Genomic DNA, 24363 nt, shown 5'->3' with positions numbered 1-24363 from the left:
GGGGACATCGAACAGGCAAACACAAAATCGAGGGAACAAGCAGTGCAACAGGCAATGGATTTTTTGCAAGAAAGCGAGGCATTGTTTGCCATTCTAGCCGATATTTCGGGCGACCAATGGGAAAACCAAACCCAGTTCAAGGGATGGACGCTGAACGATGTTCTGGTGCATCTGCACTATTGGAACCAGATGGCCGATTTGTCGCTTCAGGACCCCGACGCATTTGCTGCGCGCATTGGCGCATTGTTTGTCAAAGCCAATGCCGAAGGGCTGCGCGCAGCCGAGAACGAAGCGATTTTGCTGCGTGGGAACGAGCTGCGCGATGCTTGGCGGACACTTTACACAGATATTGGCACACGTTGGGCCGATCTCGATCCCAAGCACCGGGTGAAATGGGCCGGTCCGGATATGTCTGTACGCTCGTCGATCACGGCCCGCCAGATGGAGACTTGGGCACACGGGCAAGAGATTTTTGACGTTCTTGGTGTCGAGCGCGTCGAACAGGACCGAGTCAAGAACATCGTCATTCTGGGTGTGAATACCTTTGGTTGGGCTTATCAGGTCAACGGCAAACCTGTGCCCGAGGCGATGCCGCGACTTGAACTGACCGCACCTTCCGGAGCCTTATGGGAGTTCGGTGAACCGGGGGACAATCGGATAACAGGACCTGCGGTAGAGTTTGCGCAAGTCTCGGCCCAAACCCGCAACATCGCAGATACATCTCTAAAGGTGGAAGGGCCGGTTTCTGCCGAATGGATGTCAATCGCGCAGTGTTTTGCCGGTGGTCGCGAAACGCCTCCAGCACCGGGTAGCCGTCACTGCGCTCGGGGCGCTCAGATTGCGTGAAAGACGTTGAATATAAGCCTAGAACCCGGCACAAAAGGACCCACACGTCCGACCGAAAGCGAAGATATGCTGCAGTTTAATGTGACAAAACTTGCATCTGGCCTGATCGTCGCTGTTGTCATCGGCTGGCTGCTGGTGCTGGGCAAGAGCATTTTTCTTCCGGTGCTTTTGGGCATTATCGGAATATACATTCTGGACTCGACCGCCTCGACAATCGGCCGTGTTCCGGGGTTGCGCCACATTCCACGCCGCGGGCGCCGTTTACTTGCACTGCTTGCCATATTTCTAACGCTGATTCTGATAGGGGTTTTTCTTGAGGCAAACGCGCAAGCGGTCGCCCAGAATATCCCGCGTTACCAAACCAACCTAAAAGCGCTGGTTGACTCGGCAATGGCGATTTTGGGTGTCAAAAAACTGCCAGACTGGTCCACGATCGAGCAGACGATTGCTGGCAAGTTCGATGTTTTGGGTTTTGTGCAGGGGACGCTTTCCACAGTGCAGGGTTTCGGGACGGTCATGTTAATGACAATCCTTTATATTGTGTTCATCCTGTCCGATCTGGACGATATGCCGGAAAAAGTTAGAAAGGCTTTGGGTGATGCTGAAACAGCTGACCGGTCGCTGCAAATTGTCGCCCAGATAAACCAGAAGATTGGCAGCTACCTAAGCGCAAAGACACTGATCAACGTCATTTTGGCTGTGATCTCATATGTGATCATGTTGTTGCTTGGCATCGAGTTCGCAATGTTCTGGGCCATATTGATCGGCCTTTTGAACTATATCCCATACCTGGGTTCCATTGTTGGTGTTCTGTTTCCCGTCATGCTGAGCCTCGTGCAATTCGGCGGCATCTGGCACGCCGGTGTCGCGCTGATCGCGCTCATGGCCGCTCAGCTGTTTGTCGGAAACTTCCTTGAACCCCGCCTGGTCGGAAACTCGGTGAACCTGAGCGGGTTTATGGTGCTGTTTTCGCTGACGATCTGGACCGCGATGTGGGGTCTGGCAGGCACCATATTGGCGATACCGTTGACTGCCGTGGTGATGATCATCTTGTCGCAAATCCATTCTACGCGACCGCTGGCGATTTTGATGTCAGAAAGCGGTGAACTTGACTGATTTTTCCAAAGCCCGGTTTTAAGTGATCGAATAATTCGTCATCTTTGGTGCGCGACCGCCACCCATTGGTCGGGGTGACGGTCGGTTTATAAGTTCTGACGTTTAAAGATTGATGCGGAACGCGGCAAAACCATCGGCGCCTTCGCCTGCGTCTTCGATCACCACTCCATTGACGTCGCTCATATAGTCGCGCGCTTTGGGGCCGGTTTCGAAAAGCACCGTGGTATCTGCGAGCGGGGCGAAGGACCAGTTGGCGTCCGCCTTTGGATCGATTGTGCCCTGCTCGACAATGTAACGCACGATGACGTCGCGGTTGGTGTCTGGGGCCTCGAAAACAATCGTGTCACCCAATGCGCCCGGGAAGGACCCGCCGCCAGACGCGCGGTAATTGTTGGTGGCGATGATAAACTCCATATCATCCGTAACTGGCGTGCCGTTGAAGGACAGGTTCACAATCCGTGCCGCGTCCGGGTTTACTTCTTCGCCTTTTGGTCCAAATCGCGAGGGCTGAGACAGGTCGATCTGATAGGTCACGCCGTCCATTACATCAAAGTTGTAGGACGGGAATTCCGGGTTCAGCAGAATTGCGTCGGCTGAGCCCGGCTCAACCTGATTGAACATGCCTGCCGAACGCTCCAGCCAACCCCGGACCTGTGCCCCGTTCACGCGGACCGCCCGCACGGTGTTTGGATAGAGGTACAGGTCAGCCACGTTTTTGATGGCCACATCGCCCACTGGAACATCGGTATAATACTCTGGACCACCACGACCACCGGCCTTGAACGGGGCAGCGGCCGATAGGATGGGCAGCCCCTCATGCTCTGTGCCCTTTATCATCTCTTCAACATACCATTTTTGTGCGATCGAAACGATCTGCACCGACGGATCATCCGCGACGAGCGCGAAGTAGCTGTGCAAAGGCGCGGACGTCTTCCCAACGGCGCGGCGCACATAAGCCAGTGTTTCGTCGTGATCTTTGGCAACCGAATCCAGCACGGTCTGGTCGTCGCCAACCAGCGCGGTGATTGAGCGATCTTCGTTGCGCTTTGATATCGGGCGCGCCTCGGACGTCGTTGTTACAACGCGCCATTCATTCCCGTCGCGTTCCAGCAGCAGGTCCAGCAGACCCAGATGCGAGCCCCAGAATCCGCCCATGACTGCCGGTTTGCCCAATAGTGTGCCTTTTTCGACGTCGATGCCTGGACGATCCGCGAAGGTGGGCGAAGGGAAGACCAGGTGATTGTGGCCTGTGACCAGCGCGTCGATGCCATCGACACCGGCCAGCACGACTGAGGCGTTCTCCATCCCATCAGTGTGATCGGCCTCACCGATACCCGAATGCGATAGGGCGATGATTAAATCACAGCCTTGCTCTTGCATTTCTGGCACATAGGCTTTCGCGGTATCGACGATGTCGCGGGCCTGAACGTTGCCTTCAAGGTGCTTGCGGTCCCAATTCATGATCTGTGGTGGGGTAAAGCCAATAACGCCAACCTTGATTGGATGCTTGCTGCCGTCGCCCATTTCAATTTCGCGGTCCAGAATGGCGTAAGGCTTGACCAAAGTTTTGTCGTCGCGTGGCCCCGCGCCTTGTTCCTTGACAATATTGGCCAAAACGACCGGGAAATCTGCACCGGCGAGTGACTTTTCCAGAAAATCCAAACCGTAATTGAACTCGTGGTTGCCCAAAGTAGCGGCGTCATAGCCTACGGTGTTGAATGCGGCGATGATCGGATGGCTGTCGCCTTCTTTCATGCCACGCTCATAAGCGATGTAGTCGCCCATTGGGTTGCCCTGCAAAAAGTCGCCATTGTCCACAAGCAACGAGTTGGTTGCCTCTGACCGAATGTCATTGATGATCGATGCGGTACGCGACAGGCCTACCGTATCGCGCGGCTTGTCTGCGTAGTAATCATAAGGGAAGACATGCACATGGATATCGGTGGTTTCCATGATCCGAAGATGCGCCTGATTGTCGGCAGCAGCGGCCGAAAACGGGTGTAGGGTGATTGCGGCGGCGCTGGCCGTAGTTGTGGCAAGGAACTGGCGGCGAGACATCGAAAAACGGCTGGAGGAGGTCATTGGGAACCTTTCAATATGTGGCTAACGCGCCTTCTGCATGACTTACAAAACAATCGTGTGACACTGGTATCCTACGCGTTTGCAGCGGCGCGGCGCATGCGGGAATGTTTGGTACTGATGCCCATTGTGATCTGCTTACCCAATCATGGCAACATATGTCGTTTTGAGACGGTGGATTATCGCGCGGTGCATATTGCGGAAATGGCGGCAGCCGAATTGGGGCAGAATGCTCGGTATCGTTTGCTAAAGCGGCGTTGGTACATCGGGCTATCGCAAGCATCCGCGTTTTTCCGCCTGAGTGACGCGGAAGGTAGAATCTGGTTGTGATAGCAATCTTTATCTATAAAAGTATGCATAGCCATGAGAGTTTTCGAAAAGTATCTATAAAATGAAAAACACCACCCCGATATGGTCCAGTGAAGCTGCTCAAGCTCTGTATGACCTTCCGCTGATGGAATTGCTGTTTCGCGCGCAGACAGTGCACCGCGAGAACTTTGATCCCAACAAGGTCCAGACATCGAAACTGCTGTCGATCAAAACAGGTGGCTGTGCCGAAGATTGCGCCTATTGCTCGCAATCAGCACGGAACGGATCAAAACTGTCGGCCTCGAAACTGATTGAGGTTCAGCGCGTTCTGACCGAAGCCCGCAAGGCCCGCGACGGTGGGGCAACCCGTTTCTGCATGGGCGCTGCGTGGCGCGAACCCAAAGACCGGGATATGGATGCCCTTGTTGCCATGGTCGAAGGCGTGCGCGAGATGGGGATGGAAACCTGCATGACTCTTGGCATGCTGGACGATAATCAGGTGGTTCGTCTGCGCGATGCGGGGCTGGATTACTATAACCACAACATCGACACGTCCGAGCGGTATTATCCCGAAGTCATCACCACGCGCACCTTTGCGGACCGCATTGACACGATGAACCGCGTGCAGGAAGCGGGTATCAAGGTCTGTTCCGGCGGCATCCTCGGGATGGGGGAAGAGGTTCAAGACCGCGTCGATATGCTGGTCACATTGGCCAATATGAAACCGGCACCGGATTCAGTGCCGATCAACATGTTGATGCCGCAAGAAGACACGCCTCTGGCAAACGCCAAACCGATCGATCCAATCGACTTTGTAAGGGTCATTGCTGTTGCGCGGATCATGATGCCACAGTCCTACGTGCGCTTGTCCGCTGGGCGCAGCGACATGAGTGATGAATTGCAGGCCATGTGTTTCTTTGCTGGCGCAAACTCGATGTTCGTAGGCGAAACGCTTTTGACGGCAGAAAATCCTGAAGAGGACACCGACGCCATTCTGTTCAAGAAGCTTGGGCTGCAGGCCGAAACCTCGGCTGAAAAATCCTGTTTGGATGCTGCTGAATGAAGGCATTGAGTCGTCTGAACTCGATGCTTGAACAGCTGGACACCCGGCACCGCCGCCGGGTGTTGGCACCGCCGCGTGGTCTGGACTTTGCGTCCAATGATTACCTTGGATTGGCGCAATCGGCATTCCTTCGCGATGCCGCGCAAACCGCATTGGCGCAGGGCGTACCGCTGGGATCCGGTGGTTCTCGCCTTTTGCGGGGCAATCATCCCGAACATGAGGCACTTGAACACGAAGCAGCCGCCTTTTTTGATGCTGAGGCTGCTTTGTTCATGGGCAGCGGGTTTCAGGCCAATCAGGCGATTTTCTCGACCCTTCCTGCCGCCGAAGATCTGATCCTTCACGATGCTTTGGTTCATGCAAGCGCGCATGAAGGCATGCGGATGGGACGCGGCCAAACACGTGCTTTTGCCCATAATGATGTTGCCGCAGCACGTCTGGCCATTGAGGCGTGGTTGGCAGAAGGCGGGTCTGGCCAAATCTGGATCGCCGTGGAAAGCATCTATTCCATGGAGGGCGACCTTGCGCCCTTGGTCGCGCTGTCTGATCTGGCCTGTGAACACGGTGCCATATTGGTCGTCGATGAGGCCCATGCGACCGGAGTATTTGGCCCGAACGGAAAGGGTCTGGCGCATGGCCTCAAGGCTGAGTTGCTGACTTTGCACACATGCGGCAAAGGGTTGGGGGTTTCTGGAGGGCTGATTTGTGGCCCGCGGGTGTTGATCGAAACATTGATCAACCGCGCGCGCCCGTTTATCTTTGCGACATCCCCATCTCCGCTCAATGCGGCCCTTGTTCGCGTGGTTCTGCAGCATCTTCAAACAGATAGTTCGCTGCCCCTGAACGCCCTGTCCCGCACCCGCCACGCGCATGCCGTTGCACGTCAGATCGGAACACCCCAAGAGGCGCTGAACAGCCAGATTATCCCCATAATTTTGGGCGATGACGCCAAATCCATGGAAATGGCCGCAACGTTACAGGCCAAAGGTTTTGATGTCCGTGGTATCCGGCCGCCGACCGTGCCACGGGGCACGTCGCGCCTGCGCGTGTCGATCACCGGCAACGTGGGCAAGGATGACATAAGCGCCCTGTTCGAAGCACTGGCGCATCAACAGACGGAGGCGGCATGAGCGCTGTAATCGTCACAGGCACCGACACTGGTGTCGGAAAAACGGTTTTTGCTGCGGGCCTGACGGCCGCGCTTGGCGCAACCTATTGGAAGCCGGTGCAATCCGGGCTTGAGGATGCAACGGACACAGAAACCGTCGCGGCGCTTTCCGGTGCTGTAATTTTGCCGGAAGCCTATCGCCTGAACATGCCAGCCTCACCACATTTGTCGGCCGAAGACATGGGCGTCGAGATTTCGCCGGATCGGCTTGCGCTGCCGCAGGTCAACGGACCCCTGGTCGTCGAGGGGGCAGGCGGGATCATGGTGCCGCTGAACCGCAAGACCTTTTTCCTTGATGTCATCTCGGTGTGGCGGGCGCCCGTGGTTCTGGTGGCCCGGACCGCATTGGGTACGATCAACCACACAAGCCTGTCCCTGATGGCTTTGCGGGGCGCAGGTTGCAACGTCGTCGGCGTAGCGTTTGTAGGCGACGCTGAGCCAGAGGTTGAACAGACCATCGCCGAGATGTGTCAGGTTACCCATTTGGGACGCTTGCCGCACCTTGAAACCCTGTCGCGGGGTACGCTGTCGGATGCCTTCCATGCGATCGATTCCGCAACAATTCGGAGGGCTCTGTGACCGCTCTAGAGTTTGATGCTCGCCACCTTTGGCATCCCTATACGAATGTTCTGAACCCCGGTCCGATGCATCTGATCACCGAGGCCGAAGGGGTATGGCTGACCCGGGAAGACGGCACTCGGATGATCGACGCAATGTCGTCGTGGTGGTGTGCGGTGCACGGGCATCGTCATCCGGCCATTACTGCTGCGATGCAGGAACAGCTGCGGCAAATGCCCCATGTCATGTTCGGTGGCCTGACGCATCGACCTGCAATTGACCTGGGACGCAAGCTGGTCGAGCTGTTGCCTGACGGGCTGGATCGCATTTTCTACAGCGACAGCGGATCGGTCGCGATTGAAGTCGCTTTGAAAATGGCCGTGCAGTTTCAGATGGCGCTGGGTCACACGGGGCGCACGCAGTTTGCGACCATTCGCGGCGGTTATCACGGGGACACATGGAAAGCGATGAGCGTCTGCGACCCCGAGAATGGGATGCACGGGCTGTTCAGTGGCGCGCTGTCAATCCAACATTTCCTGCCACGCCCGCCGATATCGTTTGAGCAGGAATGGACGGATGATCCAACCCTGAATGGGCTGGATGCTTTGGAAGAGCTGCTGGAAACCAAGGCCGATCAAATCGCGGCCCTGATCCTTGAGCCTGTGGTGCAGGGCGCGGGTGGTATGTACTTCTATCACCCCAAGTGGCTAAAAGGCGCGCAAGACCTGTGTAAAGCACTTGGAATTCTTGTGATTTTTGACGAAATCGCGACCGGGTTTGGTCGCACGGGCGAACTGTTCGCGATGAACCACGCCGAAGTGGTTCCGGACATCATCTGTTTGGGCAAAGCTTTGACTGGCGGCCATATTACTCTGGCCGCGACCGCCACGACTGAAGATGTCGCGCGCCGAATTGGGGAAAGCGAAGCCAGCGTTTTGATGCATGGCCCGACCTATATGGCCAACCCGCTGGCCTGTTCTGCTGCGGTGGCCAGTCTGGACCAACTATCGGTCAGAGATTGGCGCGCCGAAGTGCACGCGATCGCCGACCAGATGAAGCAAGAACTTGCCCCCGCACGTGAATTGCCAGGCGTTGCCGATGTGCGCGTGCTTGGCGCGATCGGGGTCATCGAAATGGAGCAATGGGTTGATCCCGCGGTCGCGCATGCGCTGGCACCCGATACCGGCGTTTGGTTGCGCCCGTTTGCCCGCAACATCTATTGCATGCCGCCTTACATCATCTCTGCGAATGAATTAAGCCGTGTCACATCGGCCATGATCTCGCTCGTCAAAGGCATGTCATGAAACAGCGGTGGTTATCGCGTTCGGGAACGGATGAATTGATCCTGATTTTTGGCGGTTGGGCGCTGGGGCCCGCGCCTTTTGCTGGGCTTTCAGGGCGCAGCGATGTGCTGTTCGTCGACGACTTTCGCCACCTTGACGATCCTCTGCCTGACATTGCGCGATATGATTGTGTCAATTTGATTGCCTTTTCTTTTGGCGTCGCGTCTGCGGCCCATTGGCTGACGCAAACCGGATATTGCCCTGATCGGCTGATTGCAGTCAGCGGCACGCTATGTCCGGCTGACCCCGAGCGTGGCATCGCGCCGGATATGATCCGCGCCACGGCGGAAAACCTGACCGCAGCCAGTTTCGCAAAGTTCTGTCGCCGCGCCGGATTGAACGGGCCGGTTCCCGAAATTGATATGGAGGCCGCGCAGGCAGAGCTTCACGCCGTGATCGACCGTGGTGGCGCACCCGAGGTGGCATTTGACCGGATTTGGATCCCCCAGCGGGACCGTATCATCCCGACCCCCGCGCAAGAGGCGGCATGGGCGCACCAACAATCTGCCGTGCGTGGTATTGCCACCCCGCATGTCCCGTTTCGCGACGGTCAGAACTGGCAGGAGTGGGTCTCATGAACGTGCAGATCGCAGACCGCGTCCAGCGCAGTTTCAGTCGCAGTTTCCGCAGCTACCACGGATCAGCGAGCCAGCAGGCCAAAATCGCGGATCGGCTGGTCCATGAGATGCGGGCCGGCGGCGCGCCGGACCGTTTCCCGGCCGGTTTGGAATTTGGGTGTGGTACCGGCCACCTCACGCATCGGGTGTGTAGCGCATTCGACATTGGTCAGTTGACGGTCAATGACCTGTCGCCCGAAGCGGCTGAGACCGCAACTGCGGTCGGCGCGGACTTTTTGTGTGGTGATGCCAAAACTGTTGAATGGCCATCTCAGCCCAATTTGGTCATTTCCGCATCCATGATCCAATGGCTGTTCGATCCCGCAACCTTCTTGCAAAAGGCGGCCAACGCATTGGCTCCTGGAGGGTGGTTGGCGGTTTCGGGCTTTGGACCAGAACAGTACCGGGAACTGGTGAAAGTCGGCTCCACAGCCAAAGCGCCGGGCCTGTGCCGATCTGAAGATTTGGCCGCGGCAGTCGAAGGCCAGTTAGAGATAATCAGTTGCGGCGAAAGCCTTTCTGCACTGCACTTTGATACACCCCGAGGCGTTCTCAATCACCTTCGAAGAACTGGGGTCAACGGGCGCGCGCAGAAGGTCTGGACCAAAACCAGTCTTGCCCAGTTCTCGGAACAATATGTCCGACACTTTGGCGACGATAATGGCGTGTCCCTGACATATAACCCAACTTGGATCGTGGCTCACAAAAATAGCTGAGTGCTGTTACCAATCAATGCGCTCATAGGCTTCAGTCTGGATACACGAGATCTCAGAGCCCGGGTTGGTCAGTACCGCTTCGGCCATGACATCGCCGTCGGTTTCCCCGTCACTTTGCACAAAATCCAAGTGCCACGGCACGGGCGGTTCAACCAGTGTTGTCGCAGCAAGCGTTTCGGACAGATCAAGGGCAAGGTCTTTTGCGATTTCATCTGTTTGCCCGACGTCCAGCGCAAAGGAAGTCACTGAAGTCAATTGCGCCCCGTTAAACCCGGTGTCCGTCACCAAGATTTCCCCTTCGATTGCGCCTTGAAATCCTGGGGGCGGGGAAATCTCAAGAAAGTCGAGATCCCAGCCAGATAGATCCGCAGAGCCGCCATCTGTCATCAGTGAATCCTCACCGCTGATCAGCAAAGTATTTGGTGGCAGCCCTTCCAAAGATACAGCAGCCTGATCACTTGCTTGGTCCATCTCGATTGCGACTTCAAAGGCCCCGTTTTCGCCGAAATTTGGGGCTGGGTCAGCCTGCAAAAGCTCGCGCCCCGTTGTGTCCGGCCCGTCCCATTCCAAATTCAATCCTGCACGACCGTAATTCTCAAAATACCGAACTTCGATATCATAAGTGCCGGGTTCCAGGTCGATTTCTCCGGACCGCGTTCGGAACCCATGCAGACCATCATTGTCCACGATCCTAACGCCGTTGACGAAGAGTGCTACGCCATCGTCCGCACCGGCAAAAAAAGTGTAGGAGCCGCCTTCTTCTATTGTGATTTTACCTTCGAGTTTTGCCCCAAACGTATCCCTTGAACCGCCTTCCCAGAATGAGTTGCGACTGTTATCAAAATTGATTTCAGGCACAAATTCCTGTTGCGTCGGGTCAGCGGACCAGTCGATGTCGTCCAGCTTTGACAACCTGTTGTCCATGTCAAAATAACTTGCGCGGAACCCGCCCACAATTTTGGCATCTGGTAAGGGCAGGTCAGCCTGAGTTACTTCGAAAGTCAGGTATTGTACGCCGTCGTGATTGCTGTTTTCACTGGTCGGCATAGAATGATGCAGGGCTGCTTCGACTGTTCCCGCAAATTCTGGCGGCGGTGTTATGGTGATCATCTCACCTTGCCAGCCTTCCATCTCTGCGATCCCGTCCACATTTGCCGCGAATGCGATTCCGCCAGCCTCGACAATTGTTCCAGTCGGCAGACCTGTCAGTTCGAACGTGGTTTCATCGGTCACGCTGAGCGTTCCCATATCCACATCAATGGCAAGTGGCATGCCCGAAACGGTTTGGGCCTCGGACACGTCTGGGGCTGTAACCACCTCACGCCCGTCAAGACCTGGGCCCTCCCATTCAAGCTTCAGTCCAGCCTGGCCGTAATTTTCGAAGTATCGGATTTCGATCGAATGTGTTCCCGGTTCAAGCTCAATTTCACCTGTTCGAGTTCGAAACCCGTGCAGCCCGTCATTTTCAACGACCTGTTGGCCGTTGATTACCAACATCGCCCCATCATCGGCGCCCAGAAAGAAAGTGAATGTTCCGCCTTGCTCAACTTCGATGCCGCCATTGATCTGGACGCCGAACGTGTCTTTCGCGCCTCCATCCCAAAATGTGTCGTGACCGTTAGCGTAGTTGATTTCGGACGTAACCTCTTCATGGGTCGGTTCTGCGGTCCAGTTGATGTCTTCCAGTTTGGAAAGACGATGATCAACGTCGAAATATTTGGCGTGAAACCCTGACGAAAACGTCATCTCGTCCGTATCCGCCACATTGACAGTAAAGCTTTCGGAGTGACGCAACCCGCCTGCGTCGATCACCGTGACATCAACGGTGACCGAGGATGCCTCTTCATAGTCCAACGCAACACCGGGTTTCAGACGCAGTTGACCACCGATGACTTCGAACCGGTCATCCGAGATTTCGAACCTATGGGTGTCGTCCTGATCCGGATCCTCAAAACTGAGCTGCCCGACAACGGCCCCATCAACATTTTCGGCTACGGTCAGCTCTGCGGCGGTCAGTGTGATGTTATCAACCAAGGCACCGTAGGTATCATTCTGTCCCTCAGGTTCGCGCAGTTCCAGCGTGTCTTGTCCGGTCCCAACGACCTGCAGCTGGAACGTTTCCCAATCTGCGGATTGCGGGTCCAGCTCCGCCACCAGATTGCCGTTCCAATAGACCTCGACCGTATCGGTTCCACCTGCCAGACGCTCACGCAGGTCAACGCCCAGATCATAGAGTTGACCATCCTCTGTCTGGACGACCTGGGAAATACTGTCGATGCCCCGACCATGATCCATCTCGAGCAGCTGATCGCCATCGGATGCACTCGTACCGCCTAAATGATCCCAGATTTCCATTCCATGCGCGTCTTGCCAGGACCCGCTTTCATCCGAGCCAAAGCCTTTCCACTTGCCTTTATCCAAGTCAAATTCTTCGAAACTGCCATTCTGAATGAGGTTTTCAGAGGTGTTGTCCAGCGCCAGCCCTGTCGGGCCCTCGTTCACATCCTGAACCTCCACGATGAAACGCTCGGTCAGGGTGGCCCCGCGAGAGTCCATGACCGTGACGTCGACTTCTATCTGTGCCGCTTCCTCATGATCCAGAGCAATGCCAGGCCTTAGCTGCAACTTGCCGTCAACGATGTCCAAACGGTCGTCCGAGATGTCAATGTTGTGCGTTTCCGATGCTTCCAAGTCCACGATGGAAATGTTTCCGATCACCGCGCCATTGGCGTTCTCCGCAACAGATGTGTTCTCCAGAGTGACCTCTTGTGGCGCGTTGTTTTCGGTCTGTGTGTCGGTTGAAGCTGCCGGCGCTGCATCCAGATTGGGTACGCTTGGCGGCTCTGGACGAGAGGCCGGACCGCTTACATGGGTTTTTGCCACACCTTCGGTTGTTTGGGGCGTTGAAATTGCAGCACGGAATGTTTCCATTCCGGCGGCGCTTTCGTCAATTTCCGTCGCCTCTGCCTTGGGGTTTTGTGCAATTGACCCAGCCGACGAGCTCGTTGAATGAAAAGTGTGGGCGACAGGATCAGTGTTTGTGACGTTGCCGGATTGTTGTGCATGCACGGTGCGTGGGTTCAACTCTTCCGGGGCACCTTCGCTCCGAGTGCTAGGTTCCATTGTCCCAGAGAACTGTTGGCCTGTGTGTAACGAACTGCGCGTCGGATCTTCGCTTGGCCCGACAACATTGCGGGAAAGATGAGAGGCGATCTCGTGTTGTTCGTCCATATCCGCCTGTGCGGACCTTGTGTGAAAATTCAGGTCGTTCTCTTGTTTACCCATCGCACAATTCCCCAAACAACAACTGATTCACCGAATTTGGTAACACGCGTCCGTCGATATTTGGTAACTAAGCGTTTAAATTTAAAGGTAAATCCTAGGCAAGATGCGCCGGGGAATTTACGGGTCTTAAACGGAAACCGACCACTCCTGCTGAAATGACCAAGGGGGTGGAAAGCATCATGGAACCGCGTGGATTTGTTGGTCGCATTTCGGCTCCTCACTTTGATATCCCGCTTTGGGTTGCCTCTCTGACTATGAATGTTCTGTCGCTTTTGATGCCGATTTCCATCTTGCTGATATTCGATCGGGTTATCCCATTTCAGTCTACAGACACGCTGCGCGTATTGACGGTGGCACTGGTGATCGGTGCCGGTATGGAGCTGATGCTGAGACAGTGCCGTGCCGTCCTTTTGACAACCACGGCTGAGGGGGCAGCGGTCTGGAATTACCGCCGCTTTATGACCAAAGTCCTGAACGCGAATTCTCTGGCCTTCTCGCGCGAACCCGCCAGCAATTATGCGGAACGCTACGCAGCTATCGGCCAGTTGCGGGACTACCATTCAGGGCAGGGGCAAACACTCTCGATTGATCTGCCCTTTACGGTCTTGTTTGCGATTTTGATCGGATTGATCGGGGGGTGGCTGATTTTGGTGCCATTGGGCGCGTTCTGCGTTGTGATCATCTTCGCAGCGGTCATGAAGCGGGGGCAGTGGGCTTTGTTCAAGCACCGCAAGTCCCTGGACACACGCCGATACGCGTTCTTGTCCGAGATTTTGTCGAATATGCCCACGATCAAGGCAAACCGGATGGAGCCACAAATGGCCCGCCGCTTTGAATTGCTTGAAGATCAGACCGTCGATATCAGCAATAAGCTGATCCATTTCTCGAGCTTCGCACAAAGCTTTGGAGCCATTTTCTCGCAGATGACTGTTGCCGCGATGGGGCTGCTGGGGGCCTACTTGGTGATCATCAACCTGATCGGTATCGCCGAATTGGCTGCCTGCATGCTGTTGAATGGCCGAATTATCCAGCCTTTGACCAAACTCATGGCGATGTGGGTTCAGTCGGAAAACTCTGCCATTTCACAAGCACGATTGAACGAAATGGAACAGCTTGAAATCGGGCAAAGTGCAGGGCTTTCCTGCGATCACTTGGGTCAGATCAAGGTGTCCGGTTTGTCCATGCGCCGTTTGAAAGGAGAGGGGAGAGCTTTCTTGCCCCTCAACTTACAGGTGGAGCAAGGGCATGGCGTTTTGATTGAGCCCGAAGAAAGCTGGATGGTCGAAGCTTTGTTTGACGCAATGACGGGGCAGCGAGAGCCAGATGAGGGCAGGTTGTCCATTGGTGGCATACCGGCCTCACAGCTGATCGGGTGGCGCGGGCACGATGCGCTGGTTGCGCTCGAAGCTGAGCCCGCGATCCTGTCGGGAACACTGCTTGAAAACATCAGCGCTTTTGGTGACGCAGAGACCGTTGATCGCGCCAAGCAAGTTGCCGTCGCACTTGGGCTAGAGAAACGCATTCACCGTTTGCCCATGGGTTATGCAACCCAGCTTAACACCGGAACCGGGTTTGAGGCCGACCCGGTGAACCGGCATCTCATTGCATTGACACGGGCCTTGGCGCTGCGGCCGCGGGTGCTTTTGATGAATGAACCAACAGCGGTTCTAGATACAACGGAACGCCAAGCTTTGGCGGATTACCTCCAATCCGTGTCACCGCGGCCCACGATATTTGTTGCAAGCCCGGACCCTCGGATGAGGCAGATAATGGACAAGTGCGTTCGCTTAAGTTCTTCAAACACCCGGGATCTGGCGGCATGGGCGGTGGACGCAGATCTTGAACGCACTGCCGCGGAAGCCTGGAAAAAGGGTGCCGCATGACCGTAATGAACACTCAGATTGCAAGCGGGTTGCTATTTAGACTGCTATTGGCGGGCGGCTGGCGCAATAATGAAGACCGGCTGCTTGAGGCGTTTCCGCACGTGCTGGATCGGCTCCGCCCAGATGACATTTTCGAGACGTTGGAAAACCTCAATATCCCCCACACGCAGATCAGATGTCGCGAACGCGAGATCACGGATCACGAATGCCCGGCACTGATCATACCAAGCAATGGTGCCTGCTACCTTGCGTTGGATCGGATAGGCGGCACGCTGCAAATCAACGACGATCTGAACCCAGATCTGAACCACCTCAAGCCCAGCCGCCGATGGTGCACCGTCATCCGGATCGACCGCTTCACGCATCACCAGACAGACAGGCGGTTCACATCTGTCCGCTCGGCATTCGCAGAATTAGGCCCGATGTTGCCCTGGCTGCTGATCGCCTCATTGTTGTCCAATGTTCTGGGGCTCATGGCACCCTTGCTGATCATGGGCATCTACGAACGGGTCATCCCGTCGGGTTCTGTTAGTTTGCTGGTTTCGCTGATGATCGGTGTGGTGATTGTAGGGGCGTCAGACCTGTGCTTCCGCCATGCGCGCACGCGGGCGCTGGCATATGTTGGCTGGCGTGGAGAGCGTCAGTTGATGGTTGCCCTGTTTCGCAAACTGATGTCTTTGCCGCTGAGCCAGCTAGGGAAAACGGACATAAACCAACAGCTATCGCGTTTTCGTCAATTCGAATCGTTGCGCGATGCATTTACCGGGCAGGTCATGACGACCCTTCTGGATCTGCCATTTGTGGTGATATTCTTTGCGGTCCTTGCTTATCTCGCACCGCAGGTCGGGCTGCTGACGCTCGGCTTGGCGGTCTTTCTTGTCTTGCTCGGCGCAATCATCGTCCCACACCAAAAACGGTTGGATCAAAAAACGGCAGAGGCCGCCGCCGCCAGCCAGTCAGCCGTTCAGGACGCTATTCTTAACCAGCGGGCCATTGCAAATCTGGGGATGCAAAACCAATGGTTGGACCGCTGCATGCCTCTTGCAGAGCGCTCAGAAGCGGCCGCGCGCCGCAGCCGTCAGTTTCAGGCGCTTGCGCAATCATTGGTTCAATCCGTTACGGCACTTGCGACGATGGGGGCCATCATCTTGTGTGCGCATGGCGCGTTGCGCGGTGATATCAGCTTTGGCGCGTTGATCGCCTCGATTGCGTTGGTGTCCAAAATTCTGGCGCCGATTCAGTCTCTGTATTCCAGCTTCCCCCAGATCCTTTCCTTCCGAAGCAGTCGAAATCAGGCGGATCGTGTCCTTAGTCTTGGCGTGGAGATCGAGGTGGGGCTGGAACAAACGCATCAAAAAACATTAAGCGGCGCGATTGCGTTTTCTTCGGTCACGTACCGGCCGGACCCTTTGAACGCGCCTGTCCTTTCGCAAGCCAGTTTCAACTGTGATCCGGGCGAAGTGGTGCTGGTCATGGGCAGCGATGCGGCCGGTCGCACAGCGGTGCTGGATCTGATCGACGGCCTTTACGCGCCTCTGGCAGGTACGATTGAACATGACGGCATCGACATTCGTCAAATTGCCAGGGACGAATTGCGTAAATCCATAACCTACGCCACTTACGACATGTCGATGTTCTACGGCACCGTCGCCCAGAATTTTCGATTGGCCTCGCCGTCTCTCAATGATGACAACATTATAGCTGCTCTGACCGATATGGATTTGCTGGATGACCAAGGTCTTCAGCCAGACGGCATCGACACTCGTTTGACCGACGGTGACCTGGCGCAGATGCCATCGGCAACCTTAAAGTCGCTGGTTCTTGCACGCAGCATGGCGCGCCCTTCTTCGGTCTATCTGTTTTCCGAGCCAACCAACGGCCTGTCTGATCATCGACGGATGTGTTTCAGAAACTGGATTCGCGCGCAGCACGGGCGCAGGACTGTGATAATCGCAACGGCGGATCGCTCATTCATGCAGATCGCCGACCGTTTCATCTTTCTGAATGGCGACAAGGTTGTCGTGAACAGCACTGGTGATGCGGGGCGCAAGAAACTTCAGGCCGTATTGAAAACGCTGGGGAGGGCACAGTGAAATCAGGTTCAAAGAAAAGTGACACGTCCGGTCCAATGCAACGTGCAAATTGGAGGCGCCGAATGCGGCGGCCTAGATTTGCGGCCTTCCTCTCGCTTGCGGTTTCGGCCACGGTTGGATGCTTGGTGGTTCTGGCAGGGCAAACTACTGTTCCCCAGGTAACCCGCGCCCCAGGGACGATCCTGCCAGTTGGCGCGTATCCACAAATCGAAACGATGCCCGGCGGCATTGTCCGGGCTGTTCATGTCCGCGATGGCCAGTTGGTTGAGGCGGGGGATTTACTGGTTGAACTGCATCACCCGGATCTGACGCGGGAAAGAGACGTCACGTCGGGCCAGCTTGCTGCGGTTCAGCGAGACTTGGCCACAGCGTCCGCTGTACTGGCGGTATTGGATCGCGAAGCTGTGCCTGACAAGGCGGAAATTGATGCGCTCAAAGGCAAGGGCCTGATTTCTGCAGCGGCAAGGTTGGACCTTTATGCTGAAGGCCAACGCATTCAGCTGGCCACGATCAAGCAGCAAGAGGGGACATTGGATATCCTGACACGGGCCACGCAGTTCGCTCAGGCCCGCGTTCGAAAGAAAGAGGAGATTCTGGAGAGATATGCGCAGCTACGGACGCAGGGTCTAAAATCCCTGAGCGATTTCCTTGAGGAAGAGGATGAAGTGGACGCGGTTCGCGCGGCTGCATCGGACGCCCGGGTGCGCCTTGCCGAAGCCCAGAGCGCATTGATGCTGGCCCGTGCAGCCAAAGCTGAAGAAACCCTGGCGTTGCGAGATGAGGTGCTAACTCGATGGGCCGAACTTGAGCAAAAGCGCGTGGAGTTGGAGATATCGCTGGACGTCGTAAACTCAAAATTGTCGGCACTGCGTATTTCTGCCCCAGCACGTGGAATTATTCAGGCGATAACATATCCTAACCCAGGGGAAGTCATCGCGCCGGGCGAAGTGATTTTTGAGATTTTGCCGACCCGTCGCGCTTTGGTCGTAGAAGCACGTATCGCAAATTCCGAGGTCGGCCATGTTGAGTTGGAACAGCCGGTTTCAGTAAGCGTAGACACATTCGATGCCCGACGTTTCGGTAAGGTCGAAGGACGCCTGCAATCCATCTATCCTGTGCCTCTGACGGATGAACAAACCGGTGAAACCTATTTCAGGGCCTCGTTTAAACTGACCGAAGCCAAGGTTGGCACGGGCCCGTGGGAGCGTCCGCTTCAAGCTGGGATGACCGTTGTTGCGGAAATGACGACCGGCGAACAGACCCTGCTTTCCTACCTGTTAAAGCCGGTGCAGATGACAATGGAACGCGCATTCAGAGAGCGTTAGCTTTCAGATGTAAGACCTTGCAATCATGTAGTAATTCCTGTTTATCGAAACGATCAGTACAGCAAATTGAGCATAAGGAGTGACACAACAAGAAACAGTATGGTCATGACCCCACCTGAGCGTACAAAGTCCATAACTTTGTACCCTGCAGGACCCATGATCAGGGCGTTTACCTGATGGGTTGGGATTATGAAGCTGTTCGATGTTGATATGGCAACTGTCAGGGCAAATACAGCCGGATTTCCGCCTGCTGCCACTGCAATTGAAACGGCCAATGGCACTAGCAGAACGGTGGCGCCGACATTGGACATCACCAACGAAAACGCCGTAGCCAGAACCGCAACGCCTGCCTGAAGGGACCAGGTCGGCCATCCATCCAGAATGATCATGATTTGCTGCGCGATCCACGCTGCCGTGCCGGTATTCTGAACGGCCTGACCTAATGGAATAAGACATGCGAGCAGAAAGACCGTATTCCACCCAACGGCCCGGTAGGCTTCGTCAACGCTCAGCACTCGAGACAACATCATTCCCGCGGCTCCCGTCAAAAGGCAGAGAGACAGCCGAATGTCGGTGAACAGGATCATCGACAGGGAAATGGCAAAAAACGCCAGCGCCCAACCGACCTTTTGCGGGCGAAGCTCGTCTTGGGGGAAGTCGGTGGTCACCACCACAAAATCGGGGTCGCGCTTGATCCGCATCAGGTTGTCCCAGCGGGTATGGGCGACCAACATGTCGCCTGCGTGAAACTCCTCAAGCCCGATTTGAGTAGACTCGTGCGTTTCGGATTCAACATGGCTGAGCGTTTCCTCGCCGCGATGGATGGCAAGCAACGACATGCCGTATGTCTTGCGGAACAATAGCTCGCGTGGGCATTTCCCGATCAGCTTGCTGTCGGGTGTTATGACAACTTCAGCGATGCCTGCATTGGTCGGTGCGAATTCTTCGACAAAGATGTCCAACGTCGGCAGGACGGTCAGCCCGTACTTCTGCGCGAACTCCTCTACGACCCAGCGCCTGCCGATGATCGCCAATCGGCAAGGCGCGGCAATTTCGGCCGTCAGGACCTGTACCATTGAGGTTTTTCCGCGATAGAATGTCGAAATGATGTACAGGTGATTTTCGTGGTTTATGTCGGCCAAAATCTGCCCGACCAAAGGGCTTTCGGCTGGAACGATTACTTCGAAAACATCGGCTTTCAGGCCGTAGACACGTTGCAGATACTCTTGCGTTCCCTGTCCGGTCCCGGTGTTTTCCGATCCCTCATCACCCGGCAAAACCCACCGACCCAGCAGCAGAAAGTAGGCGATGCCGGTCAGGATCAGAACAATCCCTATCGGCGTCACAGAGAAAAGGCCGAACTGCTCCATTTTCTGACCTTCGGGCAGGCCGTTGTTGGCCGACTGGATCAGGTCGTTCAGCAGGATAAGAGGCGAAGATCCGACCATCGTCATTGTGCCACCAAGGATGGCGCAGAACCCCATGGGCATCAGCAAGCGCGACAATGGGATGCCTGATCGGGAAGATATTCGGCTGACGACCGGAAGAAACAGCGCGGCAGCTCCAACGTTCTGCATGAACGAGGAAATGACCCCTACGGTGCCCGAAATAATCGGCAGCACGCGTTTCTCGGACGTTCCGCCATATTTCAGAATAACAGCGGCGACTTTGTTCATTATGCCGGTCTTGTCGAGCCCCGCGCCAACGATCATGACTGCTATAATGGAAATCACCGCATTGGATGCAAATCCATCAAACAGGTGCGGCACGTCAGCTAGTTTTTCGAGCCCGGGCGCGTAACTGAGGAGGCCGATAATGACCAGAACAAGTATGGCAGAAAGGTCAATCCTGACGATTTCGGATACAAAGAGAAATACGGTGAAGGCAAGAAGGGCGCAAACGACACCCATCTCAAAATTGAAGGCCACCTGTTCCACAATCGTCACCAGGAATTTGTTCTTACATTAAAAAAACATCTAACCCATCAATGTTGGATTGTCATGATGTTTCAAAACCGCAAGCTTGAGCGAAACAAAATTACTACCACTGCCAAAACGTCATGTTTCGAACCGGCGCGTGGAGCCCCTTTGATTGCTTGTCAAGCTGGGGCCTTCACGCCTCTCAAATCATCGGGGTCAGCCACGCCCGCGGTAAGGCGGAACACCCTGATCCGGGATCCAGACGCCTTCGGGCATTGGGCCAGTTTGCCAGAACACGTCGATCGGAATGCCCCCGCGCGGATACCAATAGCCTCCGATACGCAGCCACCTTGGCTCCAGAAACTCTTGCAGCCGGCGGGCAATCGAGATGGTGCAATCTTCGTGAAAGGCGCCATGATTGCGGAACGAGCCCAGAAACAACTTGAGCGCCTTGCTTTCCACCAACCATTGATCGGGTACGTAATCTATCACCAGATGGGCAAAATCCGGCTGGCCTGTCATCGGGCAAAGCGAGGTGAACTCGGGCGCGGTAAAGCGCACGTTGTAATCCACATCAGCCTGGGGGTTCTGCACGCGTTCCAGAACCGCCTCTTCCGGGCTGGCTGGCATTTTGGTGTCTCCGCCCAACTGGGTGAGGTTGCTGTAGATACTATCGGTCATGTTATCTCTCCTGCGGTCAGACGCCGCGCTTGTTGCCCCAGATCAGCACATGTAGCTGGGGCAGAATGCGAGGCGCGAACCAACCGGCATTCAAAGTCTTGTCGATCAGCCATTCCATACGGCTGGTGGCATTGGTCAAATCAACCGGGCTGGTCGGATCGGTTTCCGGGTTGCCGGGTTGAAGATAAAGTGGAAGGTCCGGATACCGGTCGGCTACACTGCGTGCCCAACTGAAATCCGTGTCGTCAAAGATCACGATCTTGAGGGCAGCTTGCGCAGGGCGCACGTTGAGGCAGGCGTCAAACGCCGTCCAATCCATATCCTCGCCACTGCTGGGCGGTTTCGGGCTGAGAACCAGCATAGCGAGGTCGGCAAACCACGGCTTTGCGATTGACCCTTGGGTTTCGCATGCAAAGGTATAGCCTTCCGCTTTGCCTTGCTGGATCAAAGGGCCAAAATCCTGAATGGCAGGATTGCCGCCAGACAGGGAAACAGTCAGAGGCCGCCCGCCCGACAAACGCTGAACTTCGGACCAGACGGCCAGCGTGTCCATTACCGCCCAATCGTGGCGATAGGCGCTGTCGACGGCGTGCAGACTGTCGCACCAACTGCACCGGAAATCGCATCCGCCCGAGCGTACAAATACCGTCGGCTGACCGATCAGCGCGCCTTCGCCCTGTACCGTGGGGCCGAATATTTCAGATATTCTAAGGGTCATGGGCGATACTCGGCCCATGTCTTGGGCGTTTCGGACACTTTCACCGCAGCGGTTTCGGGCCAGCGGGCCGCGCACCAGTCAAAGAAATGGCGCGCGAGGTTTTCAGCGGTCGACACGACGTTCAGCACATTGTTCAGATGCCGGTGGTCAAATTCATCGTCGATATAAGTCTTGAGCGGTTTCAGCTCGTGGTAATCCCGCACGAACCCATCCGTATTCAAATCGCGCCCGGCCAATTCGACCACGACAATATAGTTATGGCCGTGCATCCGGGCACATTGGTGATCATCGGGCAAGTGGGTCAGCTGATGTGAAGCGGAAAAGTGGAATTCTTTGGTAATCCGGTACATCAGACACTTGCTCCTGCGATGGCCGATTTCCAGAATTCGGCGTCTTTGTATTGCGTTGGGTCCGGCGCTCCGGCCAGCTCGAACGCCTCACGCCGTTCAACGCATGTTCCGCATCGGCCACAATGTAAGTCGCCGCCCTTGTAGCAGGACCACGTCTGATCGAACGGGGTGTCCACGCGCGCGCCCTCGCGGACAATATCGGCTTTGCTGCGGTGCACGAATGGCACATGCAGCACTACATCCGCGTAGCCGTCCAACGCGGCGCGCTGCATGGTGTCAAACGCATCTGTGAATGCCGGGCGGCAATCGGGATAGATGAAATGGTCGCCGCCATGCACAGCAGCAGCCACCGCATCATCCCCCTGCGCTGCTGCAACACCATAAGCGATGGTCAGCATGATCGCATTGCGGTTGGGGACAACCGTGACCTTCATCGTCTCTTCTGCGTAATGCCCGTCGGGCACGTCCACGTCGTCGGTTAAGGCCGAGCCCGTCAGCGACGCCCCGACAGAACGCAGGTCAATAACGTGATGGGGCACGTCCAGCCTCTGCGCGCAGAGGGCAGCGAAGGTCAGTTCTTTGGTGTGGCGTTGGCCATAGTCGAAAGACACAAGCCGCGAGAGGTTTCCTTCCGCGGCCAGCACATGGGCAAGCGACACGGAATCCAGTCCGCCGGAGCAGACCAATGTAGTTTTCATGTCTTCAGTCCTTGTTTTGATAACCGGGTAGGCTGCGACCGGCGGGCGGGACGCTTACGGTCTTTTTCCGGTAAGCGCAATGCACGAATTGGTGGGCAAAAGAGACCTTAGGCCTGACCGCTGCGCCCTTTAGGGATTGGGAAAGCGTGGCGGCACAAGTCCAGCTTGAAACCAACTGACCAATGTCACAATGGAGAAGACGGGCAAACCGGTAGCGCGCTGAATATCTGCCGCGTATGGGCACATATTCGTGCATTCCAGCACAATCGCGCCGAGGTCAGGGTTTTCGGATTGCAAGGCAAGGGCGGCTTCAATGTTATCGGCACGGGCCTTATCGACATCCAGGCTAACTTCGTTCCCCAGTATCGCACGGGTAAACTCGCGCCCACCTTCGGTGGAACCGATGGGTGTGTCTTCTGGTACCTGAGCACAGCGCAGATGATCACGGGTCAAAGTGGAGGCGGAAATGGTCAGAACTCCCACGCGTTTTCCGGCCGGAAGGATACCGTTCACCAACTGCACCTGCATCAAAGATGAAGTCACGACCGGAACCGGCACAGCCACGGATAGCTCTTTCTGAAACAGGGACAGAAACCCGCAATTGGTGGTAATGCCATCCGCGCCGTCTTTGACCAGTTCTCGCGCGGCATCAATGAACGCGTCCAACATGCCCTCGGCCCGGTGCCGAACGACCAGGTCCGGCGAGGCATCCCGAACAATGCGATAGAGTACCGGAAAAGGCCATGTCAGCGCATTTCCCATATCACCGGGGATGCGTGGGAATTGGGCGTCCAGCATAAGAATGCCGACCGACGCTCCGTAAATGGATTTGCCACCTTGGGCGATCATCCGTGAGCCTCCTCGATAATGCGGGCCGAGATGTCTTCGGATCCTTCCATGTAGATGCTGGATATGCCATGGCGCACGGCTTCCTGCACCTGATCCATTCGCTTGGAAATATGCGCGCCCAGTACTCGCGCGGCCTCATCCGCGTCGCGATCCAGCAAGGCCTGCATGACCCGTTTATGTTCGTCTTTCGAGCTTTGAACCCGATCCAAGCTCATGGAAACCCAGCGGATATATCGGATGCGTTCATTGATCCGGGTCAGGGTTTGCACCAGTTCGTTGTTGCCCGATAGCCTGGCAATGCCCAGATGAAAATCTTCGTCTCTGCTGACAGCTTCTTCGACGGTCAGGCCGGTGATGTCGATGCCGGTCGCGTAAAGCTCATCCCGAATTGTTTGTAGATCTGCGGCTGACGCTTTGTCGCAGGCACTGCGCGCGGCAGCAGATTCGATGATTTGGCGCAATTCGAACAGATCAAACACGCTCTGGGCGTCGAGCGGGCGGCAGAAAAACCCCTGACCGGGGCGAAAGTCGAATAAGCGCTCCGCCACCAATCGGTTTAGAGCTTCGCGCAGGGGGGTTCGGCTGACACCCAATTCTTTCGACAGCGCCACCTCGTTTAACCGATCACCGGGTCGAAGGTGAAACGAGACGGCCATCGCCTTTACCTGATCATAGATGTCGTCAACGCGTGGACCTGCCATAAGTGCCGCCTTTTTCCGTTTGCCAAGGCGTGCCACAGGTTGCTCT

Annotated in this window: 20 protein-coding genes; 11 read left to right on the top strand and 9 right to left on the bottom strand. The window is 55.9% G+C overall.

Annotated elements, in window-relative coordinates; genetic code table 11:
• The first annotated feature begins 54 nt into the window (after positions 1-54).
• Positions 55-846, top strand: a complete 792-nt coding sequence (locus tag AC2FJF_RS08660; protein ID WP_496724688.1) for a TIGR03084 family metal-binding protein — start codon at positions 55-57, stop codon at positions 844-846.
• Between the two features lie 81 nt (positions 847-927).
• The gene (locus tag AC2FJF_RS08655) at positions 928-1962 is read left to right on the top strand and encodes an AI-2E family transporter (protein WP_496724686.1); all 1035 of its coding nucleotides are present in this window, start codon (positions 928-930) and stop codon (positions 1960-1962) included.
• A gap of 102 nt (positions 1963-2064) precedes the next feature.
• Here the strand turns inward: AC2FJF_RS08655 and AC2FJF_RS08650 are convergent, their stop codons facing one another.
• Positions 2065-4044 carry a bifunctional 2',3'-cyclic-nucleotide 2'-phosphodiesterase/3'-nucleotidase gene (locus tag AC2FJF_RS08650; RefSeq protein WP_496724684.1) on the bottom strand — a complete coding sequence of 660 codons (1980 nt, stop codon included), beginning with the start codon at positions 4042-4044 and terminating at the stop codon, positions 2065-2067.
• Between the two features lie 388 nt (positions 4045-4432).
• Here AC2FJF_RS08650 and bioB point away from each other — a divergent pair, with 388 nt between their 5' ends.
• The 6 genes from bioB to AC2FJF_RS08620 are packed head-to-tail and all read left to right on the top strand — an operon-like array spanning position 4433 to position 9815.
• On the top strand, positions 4433-5413 hold the full coding sequence (gene bioB, locus AC2FJF_RS08645; RefSeq protein ID WP_496724682.1) for a biotin synthase BioB: 981 nt from the start codon (positions 4433-4435) through the stop codon (positions 5411-5413).
• The gene (locus tag AC2FJF_RS08640) at positions 5410-6543 is read left to right on the top strand and encodes an 8-amino-7-oxononanoate synthase (protein ID WP_496724680.1); all 1134 of its coding nucleotides are present in this window, start codon (positions 5410-5412) and stop codon (positions 6541-6543) included. The genes bioB and AC2FJF_RS08640 overlap by 4 nt, the downstream gene beginning before the upstream one ends.
• On the top strand, positions 6540-7160 hold the full coding sequence (gene bioD, locus AC2FJF_RS08635; protein ID WP_496724678.1) for a dethiobiotin synthase: 621 nt from the start codon (positions 6540-6542) through the stop codon (positions 7158-7160). Before AC2FJF_RS08640 ends, bioD begins: the two co-directional genes overlap by 4 nt.
• Positions 7157-8443, top strand: coding sequence for an adenosylmethionine--8-amino-7-oxononanoate transaminase (gene bioA, locus AC2FJF_RS08630; protein ID WP_496724676.1), 1287 nt, complete (start codon positions 7157-7159; stop codon positions 8441-8443). Before bioD ends, bioA begins: the two co-directional genes overlap by 4 nt.
• Positions 8440-9060 (top strand): pimeloyl-ACP methyl esterase BioG family protein, encoded by a 621-nt coding sequence (locus AC2FJF_RS08625; protein ID WP_496724674.1) that lies wholly within the window; start codon positions 8440-8442, stop codon positions 9058-9060. The genes bioA and AC2FJF_RS08625 overlap by 4 nt, the downstream gene beginning before the upstream one ends.
• The gene (locus AC2FJF_RS08620) at positions 9057-9815 is read left to right on the top strand and encodes a methyltransferase (RefSeq protein WP_496724672.1); all 759 of its coding nucleotides are present in this window, start codon (positions 9057-9059) and stop codon (positions 9813-9815) included. The genes AC2FJF_RS08625 and AC2FJF_RS08620 overlap by 4 nt, the downstream gene beginning before the upstream one ends.
• A gap of 6 nt (positions 9816-9821) precedes the next feature.
• On the opposite strand, the gene AC2FJF_RS08615 is transcribed toward AC2FJF_RS08620, so the two are convergent.
• Positions 9822-13100: a PA14 domain-containing protein gene (locus AC2FJF_RS08615; RefSeq protein ID WP_496724670.1), complete on the bottom strand. Its 3279-nt coding sequence runs from the start codon at positions 13098-13100 to the stop codon at positions 9822-9824.
• Positions 13101-13255: 155 nt separating this feature from the next.
• Here AC2FJF_RS08615 and AC2FJF_RS08610 point away from each other — a divergent pair, with 155 nt between their 5' ends.
• From AC2FJF_RS08610 to AC2FJF_RS08600, 3 genes are all read left to right on the top strand, one after another.
• Entirely contained in the window at positions 13256-14983 is a 1728-nt protein-coding gene (locus AC2FJF_RS08610; protein ID WP_496724668.1) for an ABC transporter transmembrane domain-containing protein, read from the top strand.
• A complete protein-coding gene (locus tag AC2FJF_RS08605; protein WP_496724666.1) occupies positions 14980-17076 on the top strand; it encodes a peptidase domain-containing ABC transporter in 2097 nt (698 codons plus the stop codon). The genes AC2FJF_RS08610 and AC2FJF_RS08605 overlap by 4 nt, the downstream gene beginning before the upstream one ends.
• 62 nt (positions 17077-17138) lie before the next feature.
• The gene (locus tag AC2FJF_RS08600; RefSeq protein WP_496724664.1) at positions 17139-18401 is read left to right on the top strand and encodes an HlyD family type I secretion periplasmic adaptor subunit; all 1263 of its coding nucleotides are present in this window, start codon (positions 17139-17141) and stop codon (positions 18399-18401) included.
• A 53-nt stretch (positions 18402-18454) separates the two neighbouring features.
• Here AC2FJF_RS08600 and AC2FJF_RS08595 read toward each other — a convergent pair whose 3' ends face one another.
• The 7 genes from AC2FJF_RS08595 to AC2FJF_RS08565 all read right to left on the bottom strand — a co-directional run bounded on the left by AC2FJF_RS08595 (position 18455) and on the right by AC2FJF_RS08565 (position 24317).
• Positions 18455-20311, bottom strand: a complete 1857-nt coding sequence (locus AC2FJF_RS08595; protein ID WP_496725210.1) for an SLC13 family permease — start codon at positions 20309-20311, stop codon at positions 18455-18457.
• Positions 20312-20536: 225 nt separating this feature from the next.
• Positions 20537-21001: a preQ(1) synthase gene (gene queF, locus AC2FJF_RS08590; protein ID WP_496724662.1), complete on the bottom strand. Its 465-nt coding sequence runs from the start codon at positions 20999-21001 to the stop codon at positions 20537-20539.
• Between the two features lie 16 nt (positions 21002-21017).
• The gene (queE, locus tag AC2FJF_RS08585) at positions 21018-21719 is read right to left on the bottom strand and encodes a 7-carboxy-7-deazaguanine synthase QueE (RefSeq protein ID WP_496724660.1); all 702 of its coding nucleotides are present in this window, start codon (positions 21717-21719) and stop codon (positions 21018-21020) included.
• Positions 21716-22069, bottom strand: a complete 354-nt coding sequence (gene queD, locus AC2FJF_RS08580) for a 6-carboxytetrahydropterin synthase QueD (RefSeq protein ID WP_496721555.1) — start codon at positions 22067-22069, stop codon at positions 21716-21718. The genes queE and queD overlap by 4 nt, the downstream gene beginning before the upstream one ends.
• Entirely contained in the window at positions 22069-22767 is a 699-nt protein-coding gene (gene queC / locus AC2FJF_RS08575) for a 7-cyano-7-deazaguanine synthase QueC (RefSeq protein WP_496724658.1), read from the bottom strand. The genes queD and queC overlap by 1 nt, the downstream gene beginning before the upstream one ends.
• Before the next feature lie 129 nt (positions 22768-22896).
• On the bottom strand, positions 22897-23616 hold the full coding sequence (locus AC2FJF_RS08570) for an aspartate/glutamate racemase family protein (protein ID WP_496724656.1): 720 nt from the start codon (positions 23614-23616) through the stop codon (positions 22897-22899).
• Complete coding sequence (locus tag AC2FJF_RS08565; protein WP_496724655.1) at positions 23613-24317, bottom strand: GntR family transcriptional regulator; 705 nt, start codon at positions 24315-24317, stop codon at positions 23613-23615. The genes AC2FJF_RS08570 and AC2FJF_RS08565 overlap by 4 nt, the downstream gene beginning before the upstream one ends.
• Between the last annotated feature and the right edge of the window lie 46 nt (positions 24318-24363).

This window comes from Ruegeria sp. CDSB013 (assembly GCF_059611165.1).
The sequence above is the reverse complement of the archived record's forward strand: the minus strand, read 5'-3'. Positions and strand labels throughout refer to the sequence as shown.